General features: G+C 70.9%; 13 protein-coding genes. 8 read left to right on the forward strand and 5 right to left on the reverse strand.

Annotated elements, in window-relative coordinates:
• Positions 1-173: 173 nt before the first annotated feature.
• From E5671_RS35200 to E5671_RS35210, 3 genes are all read left to right on the forward strand, one after another.
• Positions 174-3,938: a S8 family peptidase gene (locus tag E5671_RS35200; protein ID WP_160507890.1), complete on the forward strand. Its 3,765-nt coding sequence runs from the start codon at positions 174-176 to the stop codon at positions 3,936-3,938.
• Positions 3,939-4,067: 129 nt separating this feature from the next.
• Positions 4,068-5,633: a protein phosphatase 2C domain-containing protein gene (locus E5671_RS35205; RefSeq protein ID WP_160507891.1), complete on the forward strand. Its 1,566-nt coding sequence runs from the start codon at positions 4,068-4,070 to the stop codon at positions 5,631-5,633.
• 86 nt (positions 5,634-5,719) lie between these two features.
• On the forward strand, positions 5,720-7,462 hold the full coding sequence (locus E5671_RS35210; RefSeq protein ID WP_160507892.1) for a pyruvate dehydrogenase: 1,743 nt from the start codon (positions 5,720-5,722) through the stop codon (positions 7,460-7,462).
• Positions 7,463-7,469: 7 nt separating this feature from the next.
• On the opposite strand, the gene E5671_RS35215 is transcribed toward E5671_RS35210, so the two are convergent.
• On the reverse strand, positions 7,470-10,526 hold the full coding sequence (locus tag E5671_RS35215; RefSeq protein WP_160507893.1) for a glycoside hydrolase family 38 C-terminal domain-containing protein: 3,057 nt from the start codon (positions 10,524-10,526) through the stop codon (positions 7,470-7,472).
• A 217-nt stretch (positions 10,527-10,743) separates the two neighbouring features.
• Here E5671_RS35215 and E5671_RS35220 point away from each other — a divergent pair, with 217 nt between their 5' ends.
• The gene (locus E5671_RS35220; RefSeq protein WP_160507894.1) at positions 10,744-11,226 is read left to right on the forward strand and encodes an ATP-binding protein; all 483 of its coding nucleotides are present in this window, start codon (positions 10,744-10,746) and stop codon (positions 11,224-11,226) included.
• Between the two features lie 39 nt (positions 11,227-11,265).
• On the opposite strand, the gene E5671_RS35225 is transcribed toward E5671_RS35220, so the two are convergent.
• Positions 11,266-12,342, reverse strand: coding sequence for a DUF2637 domain-containing protein (locus tag E5671_RS35225; RefSeq protein WP_160507895.1), 1,077 nt, complete (start codon positions 12,340-12,342; stop codon positions 11,266-11,268).
• 232 nt (positions 12,343-12,574) lie between these two features.
• On the reverse strand, positions 12,575-13,426 hold the full coding sequence (locus E5671_RS35230) for a (2Fe-2S)-binding protein (protein WP_160507896.1): 852 nt from the start codon (positions 13,424-13,426) through the stop codon (positions 12,575-12,577).
• Between the two features lie 135 nt (positions 13,427-13,561).
• Between E5671_RS35230 and E5671_RS35235 the strand changes: the two genes are divergently transcribed.
• Positions 13,562-14,350, forward strand: coding sequence for a GntR family transcriptional regulator (locus E5671_RS35235; protein ID WP_443032739.1), 789 nt, complete (start codon positions 13,562-13,564; stop codon positions 14,348-14,350).
• A 225-nt stretch (positions 14,351-14,575) separates the two neighbouring features.
• On the opposite strand, the gene E5671_RS35240 is transcribed toward E5671_RS35235, so the two are convergent.
• Entirely contained in the window at positions 14,576-15,337 is a 762-nt protein-coding gene (locus tag E5671_RS35240) for a hypothetical protein (RefSeq protein WP_202121384.1), read from the reverse strand.
• Between the two features lie 154 nt (positions 15,338-15,491).
• The gene (locus tag E5671_RS35245; protein WP_160507898.1) at positions 15,492-17,204 is read right to left on the reverse strand and encodes a PucR family transcriptional regulator; all 1,713 of its coding nucleotides are present in this window, start codon (positions 17,202-17,204) and stop codon (positions 15,492-15,494) included.
• Positions 17,205-17,552: 348 nt separating this feature from the next.
• On the opposite strand from E5671_RS35245, the gene E5671_RS35250 reads away from it, so the two are divergent.
• From E5671_RS35250 to E5671_RS35260, 3 genes are read left to right on the forward strand one after another with little or no spacing between them, the layout of a single operon-like run.
• Positions 17,553-18,443, forward strand: a complete 891-nt coding sequence (locus tag E5671_RS35250; RefSeq protein ID WP_160507899.1) for an FAD binding domain-containing protein — start codon at positions 17,553-17,555, stop codon at positions 18,441-18,443.
• On the forward strand, positions 18,443-19,036 hold the full coding sequence (locus E5671_RS35255; RefSeq protein ID WP_160507900.1) for a (2Fe-2S)-binding protein: 594 nt from the start codon (positions 18,443-18,445) through the stop codon (positions 19,034-19,036). The genes E5671_RS35250 and E5671_RS35255 overlap by 1 nt, the downstream gene beginning before the upstream one ends.
• Positions 19,037-19,038: 2 nt before the next feature.
• Entirely contained in the window at positions 19,039-21,429 is a 2,391-nt protein-coding gene (locus E5671_RS35260; protein WP_160507901.1) for a xanthine dehydrogenase family protein molybdopterin-binding subunit, read from the forward strand.
• Positions 21,430-21,464: the final 35 nt, after the last annotated feature.

Raw genomic sequence — 21,464 nt, forward strand, 5'->3', positions numbered from 1 at the left:
AAAACAGCCACGGCGTAAACCCGCCCCAGGACATCATCCCCGCACCCCCCGCCTCTCTGCCAAGGTGACGCCACCGCAGCACCAACGGCAGCCGCGAATAAGGCCTTTGGTCCGATTTCGGCTGTGGTTCCGCATGCCCGTCAACCGCATGCCCATCAACCCTGGGGAGAGCGATGCGCCCGATATCGCGTACGGCCTTGGGGGCGGCGTCCGCCGCCGTCCTCGCCGTCACCGCGGCCGTCCCGTCCGTGGCCGAGCCACGCGCGGGCACGGCGGACACGACTCCGCTGGTGGGGAGCGCGGGGAGCGCGGCACGCGGCGAGGGGAGCTCCGTCGTCACCCTGGTCACCGGCGACCGCATCCTCGTCACGACCGACGGCAAGAAGCGCGCGGGCGCGAGTGCGCTGCCCGGCGCGGACGGCACAGTTCCCCTCGTCCAGACCAGGCAGTCCGGCAAGGACCTGTACGTCTACCCCGAGGGCGCCGTCCACGCGATCGCCGCAGGCAAGGTCGACGAGGAACTCTTCAACGTCACCGGCCTCGTCCGCCAGGGCTACGACGACGCGCACGCCAAGCAGCTCCCGCTGATCGCCGTGTACGACAGGTCCGTCGACGTCACGCGCGCGGTCCCCGCCACTCCGCGCGGCGCCGAGCGCGGACTCGTCCTCGAACCCGTCGACGGTGTGGCACTGAAGGCCGACAAGAAGAAGGCCGCGGACTTCTGGGCGGACATCACGTCCCCCAAGTCCCGTTCCGGGTCCGACCTGAAGAAGCTCTGGCTCGACGCCAAGGTCGAGGCCACGCTCGACAGGTCGACGAAGCAGGTGCACGCCCCCGAGGCCTGGGCCGCGGGCTACGACGGCAAGGGCATCAAGGTCGCCGTGCTCGACACCGGAGCCGACGCCGGACACCCCGACCTCAAGGGCCGGATCGGCGCGCGGAAGAACTTCACCGACTCGCCGGACGACGAGGACCGCCAGGGCCACGGCACCCACACCACCTCCACCGTCGGCGGCACCGGCGCGGCGAGCGACGGCAAGAAGAAGGGCGTCGCTCCCGGCACCGAGCTGCTGCACGGCAAGGTCCTCAACGACAGTGGCTCCGGAGCCACTTCGTGGATCATCGCGGGCATGCAGTGGGCCGTCGACGAGAAGGCCGACGTCGTCTCCATGAGCCTCGGCAACCCGGCGAGGACCGACTGCACCGACCCCATGAGCACGACCACGGAGGAGCTCGCGCAGTCGAGCAAGGACACGCTCTTCGTCCTCGCCGCGGGCAACACAGGGCCGAGCCTCAACTCCGTCTCATCGCCCGGCTGCGCGCCGAGCGTCCTGACCGTCGGCGCCGTCGACCGCGACGACTCGACGGCCCCCTTCTCCAGCCGGGGACCCGCGTACGGCTCGCACACACTCAAGCCGGAGATCGCCGCACCCGGCGTCGAGATCTCCGCGGCCGCGGCGGGCGGCAGGGGCGTCTACGCCTACCAGTCCATGAGCGGTACGTCGATGGCCACCCCGCACGTCGCGGGCGCCGCCGCCCTGGTCAAGCAGCGCCACCCGGAGTGGAGCGCCCAGCAGATCAAGTCGGCCCTCGTCTCGTCGGCGGACAGCGGCATCCCCGGTGACGTGACCGAGACGGGCGGCGGGCGCCTGGACGTGAAGGCCGCCGTCGACCAGAAGGTGCTCGGCTCGCCCGCCGTGCAGGGCGGCAGCTTCGGCTGGCCCCAGGACAACTCCGACCGCGCCACGGTCGACGTCCCGTACACCAACACCACAGACAAGGCAGTGGAGTTGAAGCTGTCCGTGCGGGGCGTCACCGGCAACGACGGCTCGGCCGTGCGGTCGGGCATCGCCAAGCTCGGCGAGCGCTCCGTGAGAATTCCCGCCGGGGCCACGGTCAAGGTTCCGCTGAAGCTCGACCCCGACGCCGACCTCAAGCGGGCGCAGTACGGCGACGTGACCGGCCGCGTCCTGGCGAGCGCCGAAGGGGGCGTCGCGGTCTCCACTCCCTTCTCCCTCTACGTACAGCCGGAGACCGTCAGCCTCCGCGTGAAGCTCGTCGACCGCGCCGGTAAGCCCGCCGACGGCCCGTCGTCCGTCGACCTCATCGGCACCGACGACGCCACCGGCGAGCGCCGCTTCAACGAGGGCGCGAACGACCAGACGTACCAAGTGCGGCCCGGCGCCTACTTCTTGACCGGCTTCATCGCGACGCCGGACGCGGACGGCGGCACCCTGACCGACTCCCTCACGCACATCGCCCGGCCCCAGGTCGAGGTGAAGAAGGACATGACCGTCACGCTCGACGCCCGCGAGGCGCACCGCCTCACCGTCAAGACGGACAAGGAGTCCGAAGTGCGCGGCGCCACCCTCGGGTTCGCCCGCACCTGGGGCGCCGACAACTGGCTGCACGCGGGCACCGCGGCGGGACCGCGCACCATCCGCGGCTTCTACCAGTCGGTGGAGGGCAACGCCACCGACGGCACTTTCGAGTCCGGCAGCTACTGGCGCGCCGCCGCCCCCCTGCTCTCCGAACTCGCCGTCGTGGGCGGCAAGTCGCTGCACCCCGTGACCGCGTCGACCGGCTCGGCCAACCTAGACGGCACGGGCAGCGCGGCTCTCGTCGACGCCAAGTCCGGTACGCCCGCGGAGCTGGAAGCCGCGGGGGTCAAGGGCAAGATCGCCCTCGTCAAGGTCCCGGACAGCGGCAGCGCGACCGGCGTCGCGGCGAACGCGAAGGCGGCGGGAGCGGTCGCCGTCATCGCCCACCGCACGGCCCCGGGCCGCTGGTACCCCTCGGTCGGCCTCGGCGGCTCCCCGCTGCCGGTGCTCGGCATCCAGACGGGCGAGGCTGCCTCACTGCTCTCCCAACTGGCCGACGGAACCGTTGAGTTGAAGTGGAAGGGAACGGCGAAGAGCCCCTACGTCTACAACCTCGCCTTCCCCGAGACCGGCCAGATCCGCGACGACCGCACCTACCGGGTGCGGGACAAGGACCTCGCCGCGAACGAGGCGACGTACCGCGCGATGGGCACGGCCACGGACTACGTGGACCTGCCGTCCGCCGTCCGCCCCTCGGGTCTTGAGGTGTACTTCGCCGACATCGCGTCGGTCCCGGCCCCCGGCAAGCGCACCGAGTACTACTCGGCCGGCACGACCGGCTGGGGTCACCAGGTCTCCAGCAGCTTCCCGTTCGGCGAGTTCATGATCGACCCGGTGCGGACGTACGAGAAGGGGGAGCGGCGCGGCGAGAAGTGGTACGACGGGGTCCTTGCGCCCGCGGCGCCGCGTGACGCCCAGGGCAGGCAGGCGCTCGCGGCCGAACGGCAGGGCAATCTGATCGGAGTCGCTCCGGGATTCTGGGACGACGGCGAACACGCCGGAGTCCAGGGCAGTTTCGGCGACATCGGCGGCCTGGAGCTGAAGCGCGACGGTGAGGTCGTGGGGGAGTCGGGCTGGCCGTTCGGGGTGTTCGCCGTCCCGGCCGACGACTCGGCGTACGAACTCACCCTCCACACGCACAAGATCGGCTCGAAGGTCTGGAAGCGGTCCACGAACACGCAGACCACATGGGCGTTCCGCTCGCACCTCGACGAGGAGGCCCACTCGCAGGGGATCCCGATGCTGTTCCCGCGCTACGCGCTGCCGCAGGACAACATGAAGACGCTCGCGGCAAAGGACGGCCAGAAGATTGGGATCACGGCGACGGGGCACTCGGGCTACAAGCCGGGGGCGCTCAAGTCGGCGGCCCTGTCCTACTCGTACGACGAGGGCAAGACCTGGACCGAAGCCGAGACGTCAGCGTCCGGCGGGAAGTGGACCGCGGCCGTCGATCACGCGGGCGCCTCGGGCAAGCAGGTCTGGCTCAGGACCGAACTGACGGATGCGAACGGAAGTTCCGTCACTCAGACGGTGGCCCGCGCCTACGACGTGCGATAAACACACAGACACCGCCGGGCGGTCCTCCCGTGGGGGGTGGGTCCGCCCGGCGGCCCTCATCACTCTTCCGGTGGCCGGAATTTCCGGATGCACCGTTTTCGTACGCCCTTTGCGGTGGACAATAGGGGCATGAGCCAGCAGGGGGAGAGGCACGACGGAGCATCCGGCCAGGAGGACGACTGGTGGGGTCAGCTCTACGACGACTCCGCTCATGACACGGGACCGGCCGAGGCGGCCGACACTCTCGACGACAGGTTCGCATCGGCGGTTTCCGCGGCGGCGGGCGAGGGCGTGGCTGATTCCGCCCCCGTGAGCGAGGGCGCGGAAGGGACGCTTCCGCGCACCGAGCCCCCTGCGGGGGAGCCGCCCGATCGCGGCGCCGGACCCGCACCAGGCGAACCGTTCACTCCACGCGAGCCGTTCACTCCACGCGAGCCGGTAGCGCCACGTGAGCCGGTAGCCCCACGCGAACCCCCACCCGCCGCCCGCATCCGCCCGGACGCCGCCCCCTGGGAACCCCCGGCCGAGCCCACGGGGCCGGTCACTTTTCCGGCCGGACGATCGAAGTCTCCCGGCGACCCGAGCCGCACCACCGCCGTCCCCGCGCCCCGCCCGCCCGAGGAGTCCGCGGCCCCGGGGCCGCGGGCGCAGGACCCGGCGGCTCCGCAGGCACCCGCGCCGGTGCAACCGCAGCCGTCTGTGGCGGCGGCACCCGTGGACTCCGTCTCGTACGTCGGCGACGGCCCGCCCACCTACGACGCCGAGCCCACCGTCCTGCCCCCCGCCGACCCCGACGACCTGGGCGATCTGGTCGCCGACACCGTGCTCGACGGCGCCCGCTACGGCAACTCCACCCTGCGCGCCGTCTCCGTGCGCGGGGACTCCGCGCGCTACCGGGGCGAGCCGCGCCGCGACTCGCTGCTCACCGCGCGGTTCGGGACCGGGGACGGCGCTCTCGTCCTGGTGGCCATGGCCACCGGCGCGCGAGCCACACCCGGCGCCCACCGCGCCGCCGCCGAGGCCTGCGCCTGGATCGGGCGTGCCGTGGGCCGCAGCCATCAGCGGCTCTCCGAGGACATCCGTGCCGCACGGCGCGGCGACCTCAAGAGCGGTCTTCACCGGCTCACCGACCGCAGCCTGGGCAAGCTCCGCGCGCACGCCGCCGACCTCGGCATCGAGCCCGAGGAGTACGCCGCGTCGCTGCGCTGCCTCCTCCTGCCGGCCGACCCCGAATGCCGCACCCGCGTCTTCTTCGGCGTCGGCGGCGGCGGACTCTTCCGGCTCAGGGACGGCGCCTGGCAGGACATCGAGCCCCACGTCAGCGACGCGGCCGTGGACCCCGGGCCCCCCGTCGTCGGGTTCGGTTCCGTGCCGTCGGAGACCCCCGAGGGCGATCGGCTCACCATGGACATGGGGATCATCACGCCCCCGAGTCCGTACGAGCCCGCCCCCGAGCCCCCGCCCCGCGAACCCTTCCGCTTCCGGGCCTCAGTAGCCCGCCCGGGTGATGCCCTGATGCTCTGCAGCGGCGGCCTCGCCGAGCCCCTGCGCGGCGAGCCCGAGCTCGCCACGCACCTCACGCAGCGGTGGGCGAAGAGCGGTCCACCCGGCCTGGCGACGTTCCTCGCGGACATCCAGGTCAGGGTCAAGGGCTACGCCGACGACCGGACCGCGGCCGCCGTCTGGGAGGCGTGAGCGCCCTCGTTTGGGAGGCGTGAGCGCCCGCCCTGTGAATTCATGGACCCCAAGAGAGTCAAGGGGACTGAAGGGTTCGTGAAGCCATGGCCAAGCAGAACGTCGCCGAACAGTTCGTCGACATCCTCCACCGCGCCGGTGTGCGCCGCATGTACGGAGTCGTGGGCGACAGCCTCAATCCGGTCGTGGACGCGATCAGGCGCACCAAGGGCATCGACTGGGTTCAGGTCAGGCACGAGGAGACGGCTGCCTTCGCGGCGGGCGCCGAGGCCCAGATCACCGGGAGCCTCGCCGTCTGCGCCGGTTCCTGCGGCCCCGGCAACCTCCACCTGATCAACGGCCTCTACGACGCCCACCGCTCCATGGCGCCCGTCCTCGCCCTCGCCTCGCACATCCCGTCGAGCGAGATCGGCCTGAGCTTCTTCCAGGAGACCCACCCCGATCAGCTCTTCCGCGAGTGCAGTCACTACAGCGAGATGATCTCCAACCCGAAGCAGATGCCGCGGCTGCTCCAGACGGCCATCCAGCACGCGATCGGGCAGTCCGGCGTCAGCGTCGTCACCCTGCCCGGGGACATCGCCGACCAGCCCGCCCCCGACAAGTCCCCCGAGAGCGCCCTCGTCACCTCGCGCCCCACCGTGCGCCCCGGCGACACGGAGATCGACAAGCTCGCCGAGATGATCGACAAGGCCGCCAAGGTCACCCTCTTCTGCGGCAGCGGCACGGCCGGCGCGCACGCCGAGGTCATGGAGTTCGCCGAGAAGATCAAGTCCCCGGTGGGCCACGCTCTGCGCGGCAAGGAGTGGATTCAGTACGACAACCCGTACGACGTCGGCATGAGCGGACTCCTCGGCTACGGCGCCGCGTACGAGGCCACCCACGAGTGCGACCTCCTGATCCTCCTCGGCACCGACTTCCCCTACAACGCCTTCCTGCCCGACGACGTCAAGATCGCCCAGGTCGACGTGCGTCCCGAACGCCTCGGCCGCCGATCGAAGCTGGACCTCGCCGTCTGGGGCGACGTACGCGAGACCCTGCGCTGTCTCACCCCGCGCGTCACGCCCAAGAGCAACCGCAAGTTCCTCGACAAGATGCTGAAGAAGCACGCGGACGCCCTCGAAGGCGTCATCAAGGCCTACACGCGCAAGGTCGACAAGCACATCCCGATCCATCCCGAGTACGTCGCGTCCGTGGTCGACGAACTCGCCGCCGACGACGCGGTGTTCACCGTCGACACGGGCATGTGCAACGTCTGGGCGGCCCGCTATCTCTCCCCGAACGGCAAGCGCCGCATCATCGGCTCCTTCAGTCACGGCTCGATGGCCAACGCCCTGCCGCAGGCGATCGGCGCCCAGTTCACCGACCGCAAGCGCCAGGTCGTCTCCATGTCGGGCGACGGCGGATTCTCCATGCTGATGGGCGACTTCCTCACCCTCGTCCAGTACGACCTGCCGGTGAAGGTCGTCCTCTTCAACAACTCATCTCTTGGCATGGTCGAGTTGGAGATGCTGGTGGCCGGGCTCCCTTCGTTCGGCACGGCCAACCACAACCCCGACTTCGCCGCAGTCGCCCGCGCCGCCGGTGCCTACGGAGTGCGCGTCGAGAAGCCCAAGCAGCTCGCGGGAGCTCTGAAGGACGCCTTCTCGCACAAGGGGCCCGCGCTCGTCGACATCGTCACGGACCCGAACGCCCTCTCCATCCCGCCCAAGATCAGCTCCGAGATGGTGACGGGCTTCGCGCTCTCCGCCAGCAAGATCGTCCTGGACGGCGGAGTCGGCCGCATGGTTCAGATGGCACGCTCCAACCTGCGGAACGTGCCAGGTCCCTGACGGCCGGTCAGGCAGGCCGCAGTCGCAGCGTCACGATCTGGAACGGACGCAGCGCGAGTACGAGCCCCGCATCGCCCGTGTGGGCCGGTTCGAGCGGACGCTCCAGGAGGTCGGTCACCTCGGCCGCGCTCACCGCGAACGACGTGGTGAGCGTGGCCGCCGTGCGCCCGCCCCGGGACTCGTAGAGACGCACCACGACATCGCCGCTCCCGTCGTCCGCCAGCTTCACCGACTCCACGGTCACCGCCGGATTGTCGACGCTGACCAGCGAGGGCAGCACGGGCGCCGAGGCCACCCGCAGCGGAAGGTTCAGCGCGAGCCCCTCCGAGACCGCGTCCCCCGTCGTCGCGCCGGGCAGCAGGGCGTACGTGAACCGGTGCGTGCCCAGATCCGTCTCCGGGTCAGGGCTGTGCGGGGCGCGCAGGAGCGTGAGCCGCACGGTGGTGCCGAGCCCTTCGCCGTGCGGCGCGCGCGTCACGTCATGGCCGTACGTCGAGTCGTTGAGCACCGCCACGCCGTACGCCTCCTCGGCGACCCGCAGCCACCGGTGCGCGCAGATCTCGAAACGGGCCGCGTCCCAGCCGGTGTTGGCGTGCGTGGAGCGGTGCACATGCCCGAACTGGATCTCGGCGGCGGACCGTTCGGCGTGCACGTCCAGCGGGAAGGCGGCCTTCAGCACCTTCTCCGACTCCCGCCAGTCGACGTCCGTGACGACGTCGATGCGACGGCTGCCCGCCGCGAGCCGGATCTCCTGGGTGATCCGCGACTTCCCGAAGGCCCGCACCACACGGACGGCGACCCGCAGCGGCCCGTCCTCGACGAGCTCCACGGACTCGGCTTCCGTGAGGTCGGTGTGCGTGTTGCGGTAGTGCTTGTCCAGGTCCCAGGCGTCGTAGTGCGTGGGGTGGTCCGGGTGCAGCTGGAGGAGATTGCCGCGCGATCCGGGGGAGAGGACCTCGCGCCGCGCGTCCACGTCGTGCACGGAGGTCAGCAGGCCGTCCGCGTCGATCGCGACACGGAGGTGTTCGTTGACCAGCTGGATCTCGCCGTCGGCAAGGAGGGCGGTCGTGCCGGTCTCCCGCGTGTACGAGGCCGCCTCTTCGAGGCTCTGACTCCCCAGCGCCGGGACGTTGACGTGCACCAGCTCGCCCTCGTCGGTCCTGACGACCTCACTGCGGGCGTACGGCGACGCGTTGAGCGCGGCGGGCCCTCCCGGACCGAGGGATCGGACCGCCGAAGCGGTGATCTCATCGAGCTCGGCCAGCACGCGCGCGTACGTGTCGCGAGCTTCCCGGTGCACCCACGCGATCGACGAGCCCGGCAGGATGTCGTGGAACTGGTGCAGGAGCACCGTCTTCCAGAGCCGGTCGAGGGTCGAGTAAGGATAGACGTACGAAGGGTCGCGCACCGCAGCGGCGGTGCACCACAACTCGGCCTCGCGCAAGGCGTGTTCGGTGCGACGATTCCCACGCTTGGTCGCCGCCTGCGTCGTGTACGTCGCGCGATGCAGCTCCAGATAGAGCTCGCCGGACCAGACCGGCGCCTTGGCCCCGTACTCCTCCTCGGCGGCGGCGAAGAACGCCGAAGGCCTCTCGATCTCGACGCGCGGCGACCCCTCCAGAGACCGCAACCTCCTTGCCTTCTCCAGCATTTCGCGCGTCGGCCCGCCGCCGCCGTCGCCCCAGCCGAACGGCACCAGTGAGCGGGACGCACGGCCCTTCTCGGTGAAGTTCCGCTCCGCGTGGGCGAGTTCGGCGCCGTGGATCTGGGAGTTGTAGGTGTCCACCGGGGGGAAGTGCGTGAAGATGCGTGTGCCGTCGATGCCCTCCCACCAGAAGGTGTGGTGCGGCATCTTGTTGGACTGGTTCCAGCTCAGCTTCTGGGTGAGGAACCAGCGGATGCCCGCGAGCTTCGCCAACTGCGGGAACGCCGCCGTGTAGCCGAAGGAGTCCGGCAGCCAGATCTCCTCGGTCTCCACCCCCAGCTCCTCGCGGAAGAACCGCATCCCGTGCGTGATCTGCCGGGCAAGCGCCTCGCCGCCCGGCATGTTGGCGTCCGACTCGACCCACATGGAGCCGACCGGCGCCCAAGTTCCGTCTGCTACAGCCTTCTTGATGCGCTCCCAGATGTGCGGCTGGTGCTCCTTGACCCACGCGTACTGCTGGGCCTGTGAGCAGGCGAAGACCAGCTCGGGATAGTCCTCGGCGAGAGCCGTCACATTGGCAAAGGTGCGGGACGCCTTGCGTACCGTCTCGCGCAGTGGCCACAGCCAGGCCGAGTCGATGTGGGCGTGCCCGGTGGCCGAGACCCGGTGCGCGCTGGCGTGGGCGGGACTCGCGAGGACCTCCGTCAGCTCGGCCCGCGCCGCTGCTGCCGTGCCCGACACGTCGTGCAGATCGAGCGCGTCGAGCGCCCGCTCCAGGGCGCGCAGGATCTCGTGGCGCCGCGGACGCGCGGCGTCCAGTTCGTACATCAGCTCGGACAGGACCTCGATGTCCAGCGTCAACTGCCAAACGTCCTCATCCAGTACGGCGAGATCGGCAGACGCGAATCGGTAGATGAGGCCATCGCCCGCGGTCAGTACGTCGCCCAGGGGTGTCGGTTCGAAGTCGTGCAGAACGGTGGGGTTGGCCGCCGCCTCCAGGAGCAGGTGCACCGGCTCGCCGCCCTGTGCGGCCACTGCCACGGGGACGTGCCGGTTGCGGGGGTGAATGCCTTTGAGGGGGACTCCGGAGGCGTCGTACACCAGGCCCTCCGCCTGGAAGCCGGGGCCGTCACCGGTGAAGCCCGGGTCGACGACCACCTCGACGTGACGCCCGCGCCAGGCATCGGGCACCTGACCCCGCAGCCGGAACCAACTGGTGGACCAGGGTTTTCCCCAGGCCGTGCCCGTCTCGAAGGGCTCGTACGAGGCGTCGAGGGCCTCGGCGACGGGGACTGGTTCGCCCGGCGCGTGCCAGACCGAGAGGGTGAGCGGCACACGGTCCGCGTACTGGGCGGGGCGGATGAACTGCCGCAGGGCGCGCTCAAGGCGTCCCTCCACCAGCAGTCGGTCGTCGTGCACGGCGGCTCCTCGGAATGCTCGTGCGGGCCCGAGGCGGCGCGATCGGGCCCGGTCAGGATCATGCGGAAACGGTCCACCGCTTCACTTCCCCGCCGGGCTCGGGCGCACCCACCCCAATGGTTGACGAATGGACATGAGTGCCGCCAACCGGGTGGGGCATGCATTCCGTGAGGGTGTTCGAGCAGGGAGGAATGGACTCGTTTTGTGGGCGGGGGTCATGACAAGGCAGTTAAGAGGGGGCGGTCCCATTCATCTTGGGACTTCTTCGCCGAAAGCAAGGGACGAGCCGATCGACGACAAGCCGGTGGAGCTTCATCGGGCTCAACTCCGGCGCAGATTGGGGCGATCCGACCTCCGGGTGGTCCCCGAGGTCAGGTGCGCGCTGCGTGAACTGCTCCGGTCCTGGGGGAGGCCCGGAAGATCCGAGATAGCCGAGCTGCTGACCAGCGAACTGGTCACGAACGCACTGGTGCACACCGATCGCGACGCCATTCTGACGGCGACCGTGCGGCCGGGCAGGCTGCGCGTCGAGGTCAGGGACTTCGTGGGGCGCCGCCCCAAGCTCTGCGTGCCGAACGCCGACGACAGCACGCACGGCCGGGGTCTGATGCTCGTGCAGTCCCTCGCCGACGCGTGGGGCGTGCGGGCGCACGGGGTCGGGAAGGCGGTGTGGTTCGAGCTGGACGACGGCCCGGCATGAACCGGACCGCCGGCCAACTCCCGTCCCGCGCTGCCGACATCAGCCGAACTGCTGCTCCAGATCCTTGAGCTTCTGCTCAAGGGAGTCGAGCCGCGGCAGCGTCTGGGTGTCGTCCTCGGCGGTGAGGTCGACGGTGACGGGTTCAGAGCCGTTCTTCACGGCCTGGAGGGAGGGACGGGAACGCAGAGGCAGTTGCTCCTGTTCCTGCGGCGCTGTGGCAGGCGCTATCGCGGGGTCCGCGCCGACCTGCGCGGACCCGGCGGCCGGAGCGACGGCAGGCAGGTCGACCTGGCGCGCGCCGCCGCGGGCCGGGAGGCTGCGGTGGCCCCTGCTGATCGCCTTGAGCTGCGCACGCTCCAGCTTCTCGCGGCCCCGCCTGGTGATCCGGGTGCGCTCCTTCTCGCGCCGGTCCTCGCGGACCTCCTCGACCGCCTCGTCCAGGGTGCGTACGCCTTCGAGGAGCATCAGCGACCAGGCGCCGAAGGTCTCCCGGGGCGCGCGCAGCCACCGTACGATCCGGATCTGCGGCAACGGCCTCGGCACCAGGCCCTGTTCGCGCAGTGCCGCACGGCGGGTCTGCTTCAGCGCGCGGTCGAAGAGCACCGCCGCCGACAGCGACATCCCGGCGAAGAACTGCGGGGCGCCCGCGTGGCCGAGTCCCCTGGGCGCGTGCACCCAGTTGAACCAGGCGGCAGCGCCCGCGAACGTCCACACCAGGAGTCGCGAGCCGAGGGCCGCGTCACCGTGGCTGGCCTCGCGCACGGCGAGCACGGAGCAGAACATCGCCGCGCCGTCGAGCCCGAACGGGACCAGGTACTCCCAGCCGCCGGTCAGGTTGAGGTTCTGCCGGCCGAAGCCGACGAGGCCGTGGAAGGAGAGTGCGGCGGCGACCGCCGCACAGCAGAACAGCAGAACGTACGAAGCCGTTCCGTAGATGGCTTCCTTGCGCCTGCGGCGCTCCTCGCTGCGTTCCCAGGAGTCGTCACCGGAGGCACCGGCGGCCGCCTTCTGCCCGGCGCGCTTGCCGCGTGCGAGTACCGCCACCGCCACCAGCATGCCCAGGAGCAGGACGCCACCCGGAAGCAGCCAGTCCAGCGATATGTCGGTCAGTCTCATCTGGGGTCCCTTGCGTCGCGGTAGGGCGTTCGGGCGCCATAGTGGCCCAATCCCGATGGCCCCCAGAGGGGTTTCGGTGCAAGAGAACGCCAAGGGGGGTGCAAAGGGGTGCGGCGCGCGCCGTTTTGCTCGAACTCAGGCCTTGGTGAGGGGAGTTGAGTTCGATTAAACGGACACGAAAGGGTGGTTCAAGGGGGAGGGGTGGCGGTTTCGGCTCGGAGCGAGGCTCCGGTCAGGCCGCGGCGGCGGCACTGAGGCGCGCGACGCGCTCCGCGTCGCAGGTGCGCGGGCAGGTCACACAGGTGTCCTCGGGGCGCAGCGTGTAGAACATGCAGCAGCTCGCGCGGTCACGCGTCGGCAGGGGCTCGCCGTTCGGCCCCGTCAGCTCACGGAACCCCGCCGTCCCCACGTACGGCTTGGTGGCACCCGGAAGCAGCCGCTCCAGCTCGGTCGTGGCGCGCTGCTCCTCGCCGAGGAGATGGGCGATGTACCAGAGCCCTTCGACGATCTCGTCCGTGGCGACGCTCCACAGGGCGCGCGAGCGGCGCCGCATCCGGGGCCCGAAGGCGTCCAGGAGCGGTCCCAGATGCTCGGCGACGGAGGCCCGCACCTCCGCGCGCAGCGCCTCCTCGTCCGGCACGACACGGGCGCCGGGCAGCGAGGCGGCCGGATCGCCCGGCAGACAGGCGAAGCCCGCGCCGCGCACGGCCAGCCGGCCCAGGGTGCGCTGGAAGGACACGTTCTGTACGGGGTAGCGGGGGACGCGGCGGTGCAGGAACCACGGCACGGTGATGAGGAGCGTGGCCGGCCAGGCGTAGCGGTGCAGCGCGAAGCTGGCGATGACGTCCGGGCGCCCCGCCTGCCCGTAGTCCTTTTGCACCTGCGCCTCGTCCCACGCGAGGAACGCGTCGAGGTCGGCCCCGCCCTCCGCGAGCCGGGAGGCGGTGACCCAGCCGCCGCCCTGTGGGGCCTGCTCCTCGTCGCCGAGCTCGGTCACGCGCAGTCCTGGGAACACCTCGGTGAGGCGGGCGTAGGCGTCCGCGAGGGCGCTCGGGGCGCGCTTCGCCAAGGTGGGTACGGACATGCGAGGACCACCGAATCACGATCGATTACAGGTAAGCCTAACCTTACCCAGAATGATCGAGGTTTCAACTGCGGGGCTGTCCGCCTATGGTGCCTCTCGTACCTTTCGGACCGAGCGGACTTTGGGGTGGACCTCGTGGAGCAGGCCAGAGCGCATGACGCGTACCGCCTCGCCGTCCGCGTGCCGGAGCAGGTGCGGGCCGCGACGGCCCGGGACGCTGCTCCCTCGGCTGCCAGGGGTGAGCACACCCATGGTGAGCACACCCATGGGGAAGCCGCCGTGCCCGCGCCCCGTAAGACGGTGCAGCGGAACTCGGTCCGCGGACAGATCCTGGACGCCCTGCGGGACGCGCTCGTCGGGGGCGACCTCGCGCCCGGCGAGGTGTACTCGGCGCCGGTGCTCGGTGAGCGCTTCGGGGTCTCGGCGACTCCCGTGCGCGAGGCGATGCAGCAGCTGGCGATCGAGGGTGCGGTGGAGGTCGTCCCGAACCGGGGCTTCCGGGTCACCGAGCGGAGCGCGCGCGAGCTGGGGGAGCTGGCGGAGGTGCGGGCGCTGATCGAGGTGCCGGTGATGCTGCGGCTCGCCCGTACGGTGCCCGCGGCCCGCTGGTGCGAGTTGCGGCCGCTGGCCGAGGCGAGTGCGGTGGCGGCGGCGGGCGGGGACCTCGCCCGGTACGCGGAGGCGGACCGCGCCTTTCACGGGGCGGTCCTCGGCCTCTCGGGGAACCAGCAGCTGGTGCAGGTGGCAGACGATCTCCACCGCCGGTCGCAGTGGCCGCTGGTGAGCGGCCCTGTGGCCGGGCGGCGGGCGGATCTTGTTGCTGACGCGGCGGAGCACATGGCATTGCTGGAGGCGTTGGTGGCTCAGGACCTGGGGGTCGTCCAGACCTTGGTGCGGGAACACTTTGCGGGGGCGGGGGGCTGAGGTTCGGGCGGTCCCTGCGGGGCTTTCCCCAATCCCGCCCCTTCCCGAAACTGGGGCTCCGCCCCAGACCCCGTACAAGATGGCCTCAAACGCCGGCCGGGCTATATCTAGCCCGTCCGGCGTTTGAGGACGAACTCGGCGAAGCCGGTGATCGACGGCAACCAAGGCCCCCGCGCCAGAGCGGGTTTTCGGGAAGGGGCGGGGTTGGGGACCAAATCCCTTACCTCAAGCTGCGGGCGCCGGTGGACTCAACTGCTGCGCCAACCACGACGGCACCCCGCCCATCAACCGGAACAGCCGCGCCGCCTCGGCCCGAAGCCGCCCCGCCTCCGGCTCCGGCTCCGCATCGGCAAGAGCCGCAAGCGCCGGCGCCGTACCCACCAAGTACCCCAGCTCCTCCCTGAGCCTCAACGACTCCGCGAACCCATGCCGCGCCTCCGCCAACTCCCCCTCCCGCAGGGCGAGTCCGGCCAAGTGGCGCCAGGTGAAGGAGAGCAGCAAGGAGTCGCCGTGCGCCGTCGCCCCCGCGTGCGCCCGCCGGTAGGCGGCCCGCGCCGCCTGGGGCGAGTCCGAGATGTGCTCGGCGATCAGACCCCGGCGGAAGTCGAGCAGAGGCCGCCCCGAAGCAGTCGGGGCAAGGAGCGCCGCCGCCCGCCCCAGCGCCGTACGCGCCTCGTCCGCCCGGTCCCGCACGGCGAGCACCGTGGAGGCGTACGCCAACTGGCCGCGCTCGCACGCCGCCGCCCCGCGGTCCTCGTCCTCCACGGCCAGCGCCTCGGCCGTACGCAGTCCGTCCTCCGCCTCGGCCCAGCCCTCTCCCGTGAACAGGCACCGCTCCACCAGGAGCGAGGTTCTCTGGAGCGCCGCCGATGGCCCCTCTCGCGAGGCCAGCAGTGCGGCCGCGTCGGTCCAGCAGCCGCGCGAGCGCAGCCGCCATACCGCGGTCTGGAGTGGATCGTCCCCTGCAGTCGTTCCGGAACCAGACATGGCGGTATGCGCCACGTTGCCCTCCCCGAGCACGCCATTGAGCTGTTGAGTCGTGGGCGCATCTCAGCATGGATCGGCGTACCCGGCCAAGGGGCTGGGTGAAAGAATTCACAAAGGGCCGGCCATGAAAGGGGTTTGAGGGCGGTCGCTCGCGTCAGCTCATCCGCAGTGCCAGGAAGAAATCGAGCTTGTCCTCGAGGCGCGAAAGGTCACGACCCGTCAACTGCTCGATACGGCCCACCCGGTAGCGCAACGTGTTGACGTGCAGGTGCAGCCGCGCCGCGCACCGCGTCCAGGAACCGTCGCAGTCCAGGAACGCCTCCAGGGTCGGAATGAGCTCGGCCCGGTGGCGCCGGTCGTAGTCCCGCAGCGGGTCGAGGAGACGCGCCGTGAACGCCCTGCGCACGTCGTCCGGGACGAAGGGCAGCAGCAGCACGTGCGAGGCCAGCTCCTGGTGGCCCGCCGCGCAGACCCGCCCCGGACGCGCCGCCGCGACCCGGCGGGCGTGCCGTGCCTCCTCCAGGGCGCCGCGAAGACCCTCCGCCGAGTGCACGGACGCGCTGACGCCGAGCGTGAGGCGGCCGTCGCCGTCGAGGCCCGCCGAGAGGGGTTCGCGGACGGACTCCAGGAGGGAGTCGGCAAGGAGGCCCGTCTCCGAGCCGTCGTGCTCCGCGGATACCGCCGGCAGCGGCACGAGCGCGATCGCCTCGTCACCCGTATGGGCCACCGCGATCCGGTCGGACGGCTCGGGGCCCGCCGACAGGGGGTCCACGAGGATCTCCTCCAGGAGGGACTGGGCCACCGGGCCGCCCTCGATCTCGCCGCCGTCCCACTCCACGCGGGCCACCACGACCTGCCAGTGCGGTGCCGCGCCCAGGCCGGGCAGCAGCACGGGGGCGGCGACCCGCAGGCGCGCCGCGATCTCCGCGGGGGCCGCGCCCGTCTGGACCAGTTCGAGGACCTCCTGGGCAAGCCTGCGCCGCACCGTGCGGGCGGCGTCGCGCCGGTCGCGCTCCACCGCGATCAGCTGGGTGACGCCCTGCAGCAGGTCGAGCCGCTCCTCGGGCCAGTCGCCCGCGTCGGCCTCGACGGCCAGGAACCAGTCGGAGAGGACCGTCTCGCGCACGTCGCGCAGGGCGGCCGTGCTCGCCGCGGCCGCCGCCGAGGCCGACGCGGCAGCCGGACCGCGCCCACTGCTCCGAATGGGGAACAGGGAGTACGTCGTGCCGTCCACCTGGACCCGGTGCGGGCCCCTGCGCCCCGTGCGGGCCGCGGCCAGGTGCTCGCCCCCCAGACGGGCGCACACGGCCGCGGAGAGGGCGGGGCCCGCCGCGCTCGACCCCGCGATGGCGTGGCCCGCGGGGGACAGGACCCAGGCCCGCAGGTCCAGGTCGGAGCCGAGCAGGTCGAGGACGACGTCGGGGCCGCCGCCTGTGGGGCCCGAGGTCATCAGACGGCGGTGCCGGTCCACCACGGCCGCCAGGTCGCCGGCCCGCTCGCCGGAGACCTGGCGGACGACGTGCTCGGTGATCGTCGCGAAGGCGACCGACTCGTTCACGGCGAACAGCGGAAGCCGGTGCCGCGCGCAGGCCTCGACGATGTCGTCAGGGATGTCGCCGAGCTCGGCCTCGCCCGCGGCGAGCGCCGCCACTCCGGCGCTCGCGAGGATGCGTACGAAGGGTTCCGTGTCCGAGGCGTCCCGGCGCCAGGCGAGGCCCGTCAGGACCAGCTCGCCTCCGGCGAGATACCGGCTTGGGTCGCGCAGGTCCGTGGTCATCACACCGCGCACGGTGCGGTCGAGCTCGTCCTCGCCGCCGAGCAGCCGCAGGCCCAGCGCGTCGGTGTCAAGGAGTGCGCGCAGCCGCATGGTGGTCGCCGCCGATCTTGTCTCGAATGGGATGTACAGACAGTTCGGGTGTGTCGACTCTGTGTTGCCGAAAGTCGACCCTGGCCCTCGTGTCCTGGGGTGCCTCCGGTTTCCAGGGGGAATCCGCGAGGTTACTGAGGCTCGTTCTTCATACGAATCTACAAGACGCGCGCCTTGGCCAGCCAACTCCTTCATGGTTTCGGTGACTGACCGCATCGGACGGCGGGGCGGTGTACTTGCCCCACTCCGCGTTAACAGCACATGAACGGGCAGTCGAGAGGCCTCCGGTCCGACTTGGCTGGATCTTCTCGAACGAACGACCCTCGATATGAAGAAGAAGAGAGCCTCATGGACTTCCTTCGCCCCGCCAGCTGGGAGGAGGCGCTCGCCGCAAAGGCCGAGCACCCCACCGCTGTGCCGATTGCGGGTGGCACCGATGTGATGGTCGAGATCAACTTCGACCACCGTCGTCCCGAGTACCTGCTTGACCTCAACCGCGTCGCCGAGCTGCGCGAGTGGTCGGTGGGCGAGGAGACGGTCCAGCTGGGCGCCTCGGTTCCCTACACCACGATCATGGAGGAGCTGCGCACGGAGCTCCCGGGTCTCGCGCTCGCCTCGCACACGGTCGCGTCACCGCAGATCCGCAACCGCGGCGGCGTCGGCGGCAACCTCGGCACGGCGTCGCCCGCCGGTGACGCCCACCCCGCGCTGCTCGCCGCCGACTGCGAGGTCGAGGTGGAGTCCGTACGCGGTTCGCGCCTCATCCCGATCGACGACTTCTACACCGGCGTGAAGCGCAACGCCCTCGCGCAGGACGAGCTGATCAAGTCCGTCCACATCAAGAAGGCGGACGGCCCGCAGCAGTACTCGAAGGTCGGCACCCGCAACGCGATGGTCATCGCCGTGTGCGCCTTCGGCATCGCCCTGCACCCCGAGACCCGGACCGTACGGACCGGCATCGGCTCCGCCGCCCCGACCCCCATCCGGGCGAAGGCGGCCGAGGAGTTCTTGAACGCGGCGCTCGAAGAGGGCGGCTTCTGGGACAGCAAGAAGATCATCACCCCCTCGATCGCCAAGCAGTTCGCGGAGCTCGCCTCCGGTGCCGCCAACCCGATCGACGACGTCCGCGGCACGGCGAACTACCGCCGTCACGCCGTCGGCATCATGGCCCGCCGCACGCTCGGCTGGACCTGGGAGTCGTACCGCGGCAACGGCCGCAGCACTGAGGGAGTCGCATAATGCGCGTGAACTTCACGGTCAACGGCCGTCAGCAGGAAGCCGACGATGTGTGGGAGGGTGAGTCCCTTCTCTACGTCCTGCGTGAGCGCATGGGGCTTCCCGGTTCGAAGAACGCCTGTGAGCAGGGCGAGTGCGGTTCCTGCACCGTCCGCCTCGACGGCGTACCGGTGTGTTCGTGTCTGGTCGCCGCCGGACAGGTCGAGGGCCGTGAGGTCGTCACCGTCGAGGGCCTCGCGGACTACGCGAAGCACCGCGAGGACTCCCACCCGGGCGGCGCCTGCGGCTCCGTCTGCGGCGGCACCTCCTTGCAGGAGGCCCGCCAGTGGCAGGCGAAAGGCACCGACGGCCAGACCGGCGAGGGCGGTGAACTCTCCCAGATCCAGCAGGCGTTCATCGACGCCGGCGCCGTCCAGTGCGGTTTCTGCACCCCCGGTCTCCTCGTCGCGGCCGACGAGCTCCTTGAGCGCAACGCATCGCCGTCGGACGCCGACATCCGTGAGGCGCTCTCCGGCAACCTCTGCCGCTGCACCGGTTACGAGAAGATCCTGGACGCGGTCCGCCTGGCGGCCGCCCGTCAGGAAGAGACGGTCTGATCATGGCTGGAACCAAGACCACCACGGGCGCGCCCACCGAAGTCACCCAGAAGCACAACAAGGGCGGCATCGGCGAGTCCACCCTCCGCCCCGACGGCACCCTGAAGGTCACCGGCGAGTTCGCCTACTCCTCGGACATGTGGCACGAGGACATGCTCTGGGGCCAGACGCTCCGCAGCACCGTCGCGCACGCCGAGATCGTCTCGATCGACACCGTAGAGGCCCTCAAGACGCCCGGCGTCTACGCCGTCCTGACGTACGACGACCTGCCGGCCGAGATGAAGAACTACGGCCTGGAGATCCAGGACACCCCGGTCCTCGCCCACGGCAAGGTCCGTCACCACGGTGAGCCGGTCGCCCTCGTGGCCGCCGACCACCCGGAGACCGCACGCCGTGCCGCCGCGAAGATCGTGGTCGAGTACAAGGAACTGCCCGTCATCACCGACGAGGCATCGGCGACCGCTCCGGACGCCGTCCTCGTCCACGAGGGCCGCACCGACGAGTACATCAAGCACGTCCCGCACCCGAACATCGTGCACAACCAGCCGATCATCCGGGGCAACGCCGAAGAGGCCGCCAAGAAGGCCGACTTCATCGTCAAGGGCGAATACACCTTCGGCATGCAGGACCAGGCCTTCCTCGGCCCGGAGTCCGGCCTCGCCGTGCCGTCCGAGGACGGCGGTGTCGAGCTGTACGTCGCCACCCAGTGGCTGCACTCGGACCTCGAACAGATCGCCCCCGTCCTCGGCCTGCCCGAGGAGAAGGTGCGCATGACGCTCTCCGGCGTCGGCGGCGCGTTCGGCGGCCGCGAGGACATCTCGATGCAGATCCACGCCTGCCTCCTGGCGCTGCGCACCGGCAAGCCGGTCAAGATCGTCTACAACCGCTTCGAGTCCTTCTTCGGCCACGTGCACCGCCACCCGGCGAAGCTCTACTACGAGCACGGCGCCACCAAGGACGGCAAGCTCACGCACATGAAGTGCAAGATCGTCCTGGACGGCGGCGCCTACGCGTCGGCCTCCCCAGCGGTCGTGGGCAACGCCTCGTCCCTGTCGGTCGGTCCGTACGTGATCGACGACGTCGACATCGAGGCCATCGCCCTCTACTCGAACAACCCGCCGTGCGGCGCGATGCGCGGCTTCGGCGCGGTCCAGGCGTGCTTCGCCTACGAGGCCCAGATGGACAAGCTCGCCGACAAGGTGGGCATGGACCGGGTCGAGTTCCGCCAGCTCAACGCCATGTCGCAGGGCACGATCATGCCGACCGGCCAGCCGGTCGACTCCCCGGCCCCGGTCGCCGAGATCCTGCGCCGCGTCAAGGCCCGTCCGCTGCCGCCCGAGCGCCAGTGGGAGTCCAGCGAGGGCGCGGACGTCCGCGCGCTGCCCGGCGGACTCTCCAACACCACGCACGGCGAAGGCGTCGTACGCGGCGTCGGCTACGCGGTCGGCATCAAGAACGTCGGCTTCTCCGAGGGCTTCGACGACTACTCCACCGCCAAGGTGCGCATGGAGGTCATCAACGGTGAGCCGGTCGCGACCGTGCACACCGCGATGGCGGAGGTCGGCCAGGGCGGCATCACCGTCCACGCGCAGATCGCCCGCACCGAACTCGGCGTACAGCAGGTGACCATCCACCCCGCCGACACGCAGGTGGGCTCCGCCGGTTCGACGTCCGCGTCCCGTCAGACGTACGTCACCGGTGGCGCGGTCAAGAACTCCTGCGAGCTCGTCCGCGAGAAGGTCCTGGAGATCGGCCGCCGCAAGTTCGGCTCCTACCACCCCGCTTGGGCCACCGCCGAGCTGGTCCTCGAAGGCGGCAAGGTCCTCACCGACGGCGGCGAGGCCCTCGCGGACCTGGCCGAGCTGCTCGAGGGCGAGACCGTGGAGGTCGAGGCCGAGTGGCGGCACCGTCCGACCGTGGCCTTCGACAAGAAGACCGGTCAGGGCAACGGCCACGTCCAGTACTCGTTCGCCGCGCACCGCGCGGTCGTCGAGGTGGACACCGAGCTCGGCCTGGTCAAGGTCGTCGAGCTCGCCACCGCCCAGGACGTCGGCAAGGCGCTCAACCCGCTCTCCGTGGTCGGCCAGATCCAGGGTGGTACCACCCAGGGCCTGGGCGTCGCGGTGATGGAGGAGATCATCGTCGACCCGAAGACCGCGAAGGTGCGCAACCCCTCCTTCACGGACTACCTCATCCCGACCATCCTCGACACGCCGACCATCCCCGTCGACGTGCTGGAGCTCGCCGACCCGAACGCCCCCTACGGCCTTCGCGGCATGGGCGAGGCCCCGACCCTCTCGTCGACCCCGGCCGTCCTCGCGGCGATCCGGAACGCGACGGGTCTGGAACTGAACAGGACGCCGGTACGACCCGAACACCTCACCGGCACCTGATCCCACGATCTCTCCGGGCGGCGCGTGCCTCCCGC

It is taken from the genome of Streptomyces sp. BA2 (assembly GCF_009769735.1).
In the GTDB taxonomy this organism is placed as follows: Bacteria; Actinomycetota; Actinomycetes; order Streptomycetales; family Streptomycetaceae; genus Streptomyces.